We start from the raw sequence: 6821 nt of genomic DNA on the forward strand, positions 1-6821 counted from the left end.
GGGGGGATGGGGGGAAATAAATATCAACTAACCACCATCAACCATCAACCATCAACTAACCACCATCAACTGTCAACCATCAACTGTCAACTGTCCACTGTCCACTCTTCCAATTTAGCAGTTAATATTTGTTGAATTTGTTTTTGTACTTCTTGTTGATTTAAACTAGCTTCTATAGGAATAGTTCTAGTTGGAAAAGTGTGTGATAATTCTTTGTATCCCTTTTGAACGCGACGATGAAAGTCGATTTTTTCTTGTTCGATGCGGTCAACTATATCACCATTTTTTCGTTTTCGTGCTAATCCTAATTCAACGTCTAAATCTAACCATAAAGTTAAATCGCTTTTTAATCCCGATGTTGCTATAGAATTAAGTTGATTGATGATATTCATGTCTAAACTGCGACCGTAACCTTGGTAAGCAATCGTCGAATCAATATAGCGATCGCACAATATGATTTTTCCCGATTTCAAATTTGGGAGTAATTCTTCTTCTACGTGTTGACAGCGGTCGGCGGCGTATAAAAGTAATTCTGTAGTAGCAGTTATTGGTTTATCTTTGGTATGTAATAATAGTTCGCGCAGATGCAATCCTAATTGAGTTCCACCAGGTTCGCGAGTTGTTAACACGGGTATATTAAGACTTTGCAGCCATTCATAACAAAGCTGCATTTGCGTAGTTTTACCGCAACCTTCCACCCCTTCAAAGACAATTAATTTACCATTCATTATGTTTAAGATATCTGAATCTACTGCCACCAGTTCTATAAGATATCATTTTACAGAAGGCAAAAATAATTAGTAATTACCCGTTTCAAATCCTATTCCCCATTCAATGTATCAACCAAGCATTTGAGAAACTACTCAAAAGCTGATAGCGTCTGAAGATTAATCAATTATTATATCTATGGGAATTTCAGCTTGAGTAAGTCTAACTACTGGCAACTTTTACCTTATATTCGTCCCCAATGGAAAACTATTGCTAAGGGTTTTGTAGGGATTATCGGATATGTAATCGCAACATTAGGATTAATTAAGCTTGTAGAAGAGTTAGCAACTCCCTTTGGAGAAGGAAATGTTGTAGAGATAGCGAAACTTGCCCTGATATTAGCAGGTGTTTTCCTTGTTAGAGGCTTTTTTCAATCGGTGCAAGATATTTACATGGCAAAAGCTGCTTTAAGAGTAGCTTATAACCTCCGTAAACAGGTTTATGCTCATCTACAAAAGTTAAACCTCAGCTACTTTGAAACCGCAAAAGCAGGGGATTTATCTTACCGACTCACCGAAGATGTTGACAGAGTTGGGGAAGTTGTCCACAAAATGTTTCATGATTTTATCCCTTCGGCGCTACAGTTGGTGACAATTCCCATATACATGATTTATCTTAGCTGGCAACTAACCTTAGCTACATTAATTATCGCTCCCTTGATGGGTGTTTTGATTGCTTGGTTTGGCGATCGCCTACAAAAATTATCTCGTCGCAGTCAAAATTATGTATCGGATTTATCTGCAATTTTAACTGAGGTATTTGGCGGAATCAGAATTATTCAAGCCTTTGCGGCAGAGTCCTACGAAATTGCTCGGTTTAGTAAAGAAGCAGAAGGCACTTTAAAAGCGAAGTACAATACTGAACGATTAAAAGCAATTCAAATTCCCATAATTGGATTTTTGCAGGCATTAAGTTTTATATTATTACTTTTCTTCGCTGCTTGGCAGATTTCGAGCAACAATCTCACGGTTGGTACCTTTTTCAGTTATCTTTCCGCAGCAGCTTTATTAATTGACCCCGTAAGTCATACTACTAATAACTATAATTTATTTAAAGAAGGCGAATCTTCTGTTGACAGAGTTTTTGAATTATTTGCAATTAAACCAGCAGTAGTAGAAAAACCAGACGCGATTTCTCTGCCTTCAGTTACGGGTAAAGTGGAATATCGTCACGTTACCTTTGCCTATCAAGCAGATAAACCCGTAATCAAAGATATCAGTTTATTAGCAATGCCGGGGGAAGCCATCGCCCTTGTAGGTGCTTCCGGTGCTGGTAAAACGACTTTTGTGAATCTTCTACCGCGTTTTTATGATATCCAAAAAGGTGAAATATTAATCGATGGAATTGATATCAAAGATGTGACATTACATAGTTTGCGGCGACAAATTGGTATAGTACCCCAAGAAACCGTGATGTTTTCCGGTACAATTGCCCAAAATATTGCTTTCGGACAAACTGAATTTGATATGCAAGCCGTTGAATCAGCAGCGAAAATTGCTAACGCCGATGACTTTATCACTCAAATGTCCGATGGTTATTATACCGTAGTCGGCGAACGCGGCGCGAGCTTATCCGGGGGGCAGCGGCAAAGAATTGCGATCGCTCGTGCTGTTTTACTCAATCCCAGGATTTTGATTTTGGATGAAGCGACATCTGCATTAGATTCGGAATCGGAAGCTTTGGTACAGGAAGCATTGGAAAGATTGATGGTAAATCGCACCGTGTTTATAATTGCTCACCGTCTGAGTACTGTGAGGAAGTGCGATCGTATTTTAGTAATGGAAAGCGGGGAAGTGGTGGAATCGGGAACTCATGATGAATTGTTAGCTTTTGAGCGTCGTTATGCTAGGTTTTATGCGAGGCAGTTTAGTTAAAATAGTTCTAAAATTTCATGATTGTGGTTTTGAACAGTTCTTTTTATTAAATATTGAAATTGATATTTATGAAGGTAAATATGCAGAATTAGGTCAATTTAAAGCTGCTAGATTAATGTCTTTTTGGAATAAAGAGAGTAATAGCATAGTTGAAAAATCAATTTTAAAATTATTAGAAGAGTTAAAACACCAAAAAAGAGTATTTGAATCATCACCACTATATTGGTGTGGTTATGAAGGAGACGAGATATTTGACTTTGACCAAAATTTGTTCAATGAATGTTCTCAAATAGCACAAAGACTTGTGGGAAACAGCGATGGAAACGAAAAAATAACCTTACCAGAGGTATACTTTGAAAAAATAGAACAGGAAATTATTGAAGCTATAGATAATGCTGAATTTACTATTTGGGTAGCTGTATATTTGTTTACTAATCAAAAGCTATTTAACCATTTAGTGGCTAAGAAAAATCAAGGTGTAAACGTACAGCTTATTATTTCAGATAATGAAATTAACCAACATTCTGGACTATATTATGAGCAACAATTTGAAACTTATAGATTTTCTAAATTTGGTCAATGGAAAAATATTTTTCATACAAAAATTTGCATCATAGATTTAAAGCAAGTAATTCATGGTTCTTATAACTGGACTAATAAAGCAAATTATAATGAAGAACATATTTCAATTGACCCACCAAATCGTAAAAATGCAGAACACTACGCAAAACAGTTTATTAAATTAAAAAATAAAGCAAAAATGTTGACGTATAATATTAAACCCGATTATTTCTAAAATATCTCTCTTTACCTCTTTCTCTGCGTTCTCAGCGTCTCTGCGGTTTTTTTATCCTTTGGATGCTAGCGGACAAAACCCAACTTTCTAATAACTAACTTAATATAATTGTTAGCTTACTCTTCATTACACCCAACCTACTACCTTCGACATTATTAAGGAGGAGATTGTCCGATGGATTCGCTGAATGATAAATACCGTAACATGATCGAAAAAGTCCTACAAGACTATGCTGAATTTTTAGGTAATGATGAGAATGTACAAGTAGAATTGGTGTTTGATAGAGAACGGGATCGGTATCTTTTGGTAGAAGCTGGATGGCAAAATGGTTATCGTATTTATGGTACTTTGTTACATATAGATATTATTGATAACAAAGCTTGGATTCAGCATGATGGAACGGAAGAGGGTGTTGCTCTAGACTTGGTTGCTGCGGGAATTCCTAAAGAACAAGTAGTTTTAGGTTTTAGAACTTTTGAGCAAAGAAAACTTTCGGAATTTGCAGCTTCATAACTATTCAATCTTTGTTTTCACCCAAACCCGAAACGCTTTCATAGTTTTATTTCTCCCCTCGCTTTTACTCCGCTCTAAATACTGCGGAATTACCTCACCCAAAGAAAAACCAGGAAAATAAGGACTTTCATTCACTTGTACATAATTACCCGATTGCAATATATTAATTTCTAATTGCTTAACATTAAATCGCCATAATTCTCCCACTTCTAACAGGAACTACAATTTTTTCGAGTTGGACTTGCATATCCTTCCTGGGAGAGTTTTAACTTACTAATATTGTAAGAATTATTTTTAGCTTTACCTACGAGTCATAGCCATAACAGCATTAACCGTAAGTGGCAAGTTACCCAAAGTTGGTAAAGTATCTTCTGCTGATAAAACAAGGGGTAGCTCATCTCCAACCCATACCCAAATTTGTTGACGAGTAATATCTATTAACCAAGCTAATTGGGTTCCATTACTCAAACAGTGAAGAATTTTATTTTGTAAATTTATGGTACTTTGATCTGGAGAACGAATTTCAATTAACCAATCCGGCGCACCTTGAAAAGCTCCATCTTCATCAGAAATTCTTTGACAAGCAATTACAGAAATATCTGGTACGGGAGATAATGGAGGTACAATACACCGCAGTTCTTGTATCGCTTCAAACTGCTCAGTATTACTATTTATATAATTTACTAAATTACGCTGTAACCGTGAATGAAAAAGAGTTGGCATCGGTTTTTGCTGCACTTCCCCATTAATTAATTCCCATGCTGGAGAAGCCTCAATGTTCGGTTGAGAAAGAAATTCAGCTAAAGTTATTTTTGCAACCGACTTGATCATGAGCCGTTAATTAAGCTTGCTCAAATTTTACCATTTCTAAATTTGTATTTATCTACCAAACCCCTAAAAATAATATGCTAGTTAATAGGGTAGTTTAATTGCTCAAAAAGATGGTACAGATACCTACTAAAACCCTTGAATTATACGTTACTCAAGAACAGTTTGTAGTCTTAAGTGCAGCCAACCGAGACTTGAAATTTGAAAGAAGCGCCCAAGGAGAATTAATTGTGAATCCACCAACTGGTTGGGAAACTGGAAAATTTAATTCGAGTATTTCGGGGGAGTTGTATTTGTGGTGGCGTAATTCTGGGGAATCGGGATTAGTCTTTGACTCTTCTATAGGCTTCATTTTATCAAACGGTGCTACTCGCTCTCCCGATGCTTCTTGGGTAAGTCAAGCCCGATGGGATGCACTGACAACCGAACAAAAAGGAACTTTTGCTAATATCTGTCCCGATTTTGTGGTTGAGTTACGGTCTAATTCCCATAGAATTGAGCCTTTGCAAGCTAAAATGAGAGAATATATTGATAATGGTGCAAGGCTTGGCTGGTTGCTCGATCCGCAGCATCGCCAAGTAGAAATTTATCAACCAGGTTCACAAGTAAAAGTATTAGAAAATCCTGCTCAGCTATTCGGTGAAGAAGTTTTACCCGCTTTTGTGCTGAATTTGCGTAGAGTGTGGAATTGAATATTTTTGAGAATTTTTCTTAAAATACTTATGCCTTGGAAGGAAGAATTTATTCCAAGACTATACAAGGATAGATAATTATCCTTAGTTTTCTCCGAATGAACTAAATTATGGTAAGCTGTATATTACGATAATCTTGCCGGATTATCGCAAAGACGAAACCCCTAGACTGGATACGGGGAACATCTACCTTTTCTTTGTCGGAGAACAAATTTATCAGCGGTAAATCACTGCTTCATCAATAATTGAGATGAAGATTTTCTGTTTTAACTTTCTTCTGTATGCAACCCTATGACTCTAGCTAAATTAGAAGTTCAACATCAAAATCAGAAATTGCTATCAGCCATCTAATTTCTCTGTTTCAACTTCTCTTCTAAACTTCCGTGATTTTAACTCTTCAGCAATTAAGATTACTGATACAAATAATACCAAATAAAAGTAATCTTTAGTCATATATAAACGTATACATTAATTTTAATTATAAAAAAATAATTTATAATAATAAAAACTTTACTATTATTGGAAACGTTTGTCCCAAAATAATATGGGCTGTCAAACCCAAAAATTAAACTATGGAAAAAAATATGCAGCAGTCCAAAAGTACTTCTGGAGACATCCTACGGCAGCTTGTCACCTTTGCTGCTGTGATTATTGCTTTTATCGTCAACGTCATATCAAATATTTTTCCTATTAACGGACTGACAATTGGTGAAATCTCGAATACTCTATTTAAAAACGTTTTAATAATTCCCGCTAGCTATGCTTTTGCGATTTGGGGGCTAATTTACCTGGGATTATTTGCGTTTGCAATTTATCAAGTCTTACCTTCTCAGCGAGAGAATCCTAATTTACGCAAAACCGGATACCTCTTAGCAATCGCATCCGTCGCTCAAAGTATTTGGGTGTACCTATTTTTATCACGGCTGTTTGTGCTTTCAGTTGTAGCGATGCTATTAATTTTACTACCCTTAATTGTGATGTATCTTCGTTTAGATATTGGAAATACACCTGTATCACGTGCTGAAAAATGGTTTATTCATTATCCCATCAGCATTTATCTGGGTTGGATAAGCGTTGCTACCATCGTGAACATCGCAAGTGCTTTATACATCAATAACTGGAACGGTTTTGGAATATCCCCCGAAATCTGGACTGTAATCATGATGATTATTGCCACAGTTATCGCTCTCTTCGCACTTTTCCAACGTCGAGATATAGCTTACGCTGGTGTAATAGTATGGGCATTAATTGCGATCGCAATCAAGCATCAGGTTAAAGGTTAAAGGTAAGAGGTTAAAGGTTAAAGGTTAAAACTCCTAACTCCTAACTCCTAACTTTTCTCCCCATCCC

At 36.3% G+C, this 6821-nt stretch carries 7 protein-coding genes; 5 read left to right on the forward strand and 2 right to left on the reverse strand.

Annotated features, from left to right (window positions below; all coding sequences use genetic code 11):
• Positions 1-86: 86 nt before the first annotated feature.
• On the reverse strand, positions 87-728 hold the full coding sequence (gene tmk, locus IQ247_RS30755) for a dTMP kinase (RefSeq protein WP_193925840.1): 642 nt from the start codon (positions 726-728) through the stop codon (positions 87-89).
• 192 nt (positions 729-920) lie between these two features.
• On the opposite strand from tmk, the gene IQ247_RS30760 reads away from it, so the two are divergent.
• The 3 genes from IQ247_RS30760 to IQ247_RS30770 all read left to right on the forward strand — a co-directional run bounded on the left by IQ247_RS30760 (position 921) and on the right by IQ247_RS30770 (position 3951).
• The gene (locus IQ247_RS30760; RefSeq protein WP_193925841.1) at positions 921-2642 is read left to right on the forward strand and encodes an ABC transporter ATP-binding protein; all 1722 of its coding nucleotides are present in this window, start codon (positions 921-923) and stop codon (positions 2640-2642) included.
• Positions 2623-3438: a phospholipase D-like domain-containing protein gene (locus tag IQ247_RS30765; RefSeq protein WP_193925843.1), complete on the forward strand. Its 816-nt coding sequence runs from the start codon at positions 2623-2625 to the stop codon at positions 3436-3438. The genes IQ247_RS30760 and IQ247_RS30765 overlap by 20 nt, the downstream gene beginning before the upstream one ends.
• A gap of 174 nt (positions 3439-3612) precedes the next feature.
• The gene (locus tag IQ247_RS30770) at positions 3613-3951 is read left to right on the forward strand and encodes a XisI protein (RefSeq protein ID WP_193925845.1); all 339 of its coding nucleotides are present in this window, start codon (positions 3613-3615) and stop codon (positions 3949-3951) included.
• A 300-nt stretch (positions 3952-4251) separates the two neighbouring features.
• Here the strand turns inward: IQ247_RS30770 and IQ247_RS30780 are convergent, their stop codons facing one another.
• Positions 4252-4782: a Uma2 family endonuclease gene (locus tag IQ247_RS30780; RefSeq protein ID WP_193925847.1), complete on the reverse strand. Its 531-nt coding sequence runs from the start codon at positions 4780-4782 to the stop codon at positions 4252-4254.
• A gap of 110 nt (positions 4783-4892) precedes the next feature.
• Between IQ247_RS30780 and IQ247_RS30785 the strand changes: the two genes are divergently transcribed.
• Complete coding sequence (locus IQ247_RS30785; RefSeq protein ID WP_193925849.1) at positions 4893-5471, forward strand: Uma2 family endonuclease; 579 nt, start codon at positions 4893-4895, stop codon at positions 5469-5471.
• Positions 5472-6055: 584 nt separating this feature from the next.
• Positions 6056-6754, forward strand: a complete 699-nt coding sequence (locus IQ247_RS30790) for a TspO-related membrane protein (RefSeq protein WP_228060200.1) — start codon at positions 6056-6058, stop codon at positions 6752-6754.
• Positions 6755-6821 lie beyond the last annotated feature (67 nt).

Origin of the sequence: Plectonema cf. radiosum LEGE 06105, from assembly GCF_015207665.1 — a bacterium.
In the GTDB taxonomy this organism is placed as follows: Bacteria; Cyanobacteriota; Cyanobacteriia; order Cyanobacteriales; family Nostocaceae; genus Rivularia; species Rivularia radiosa_A.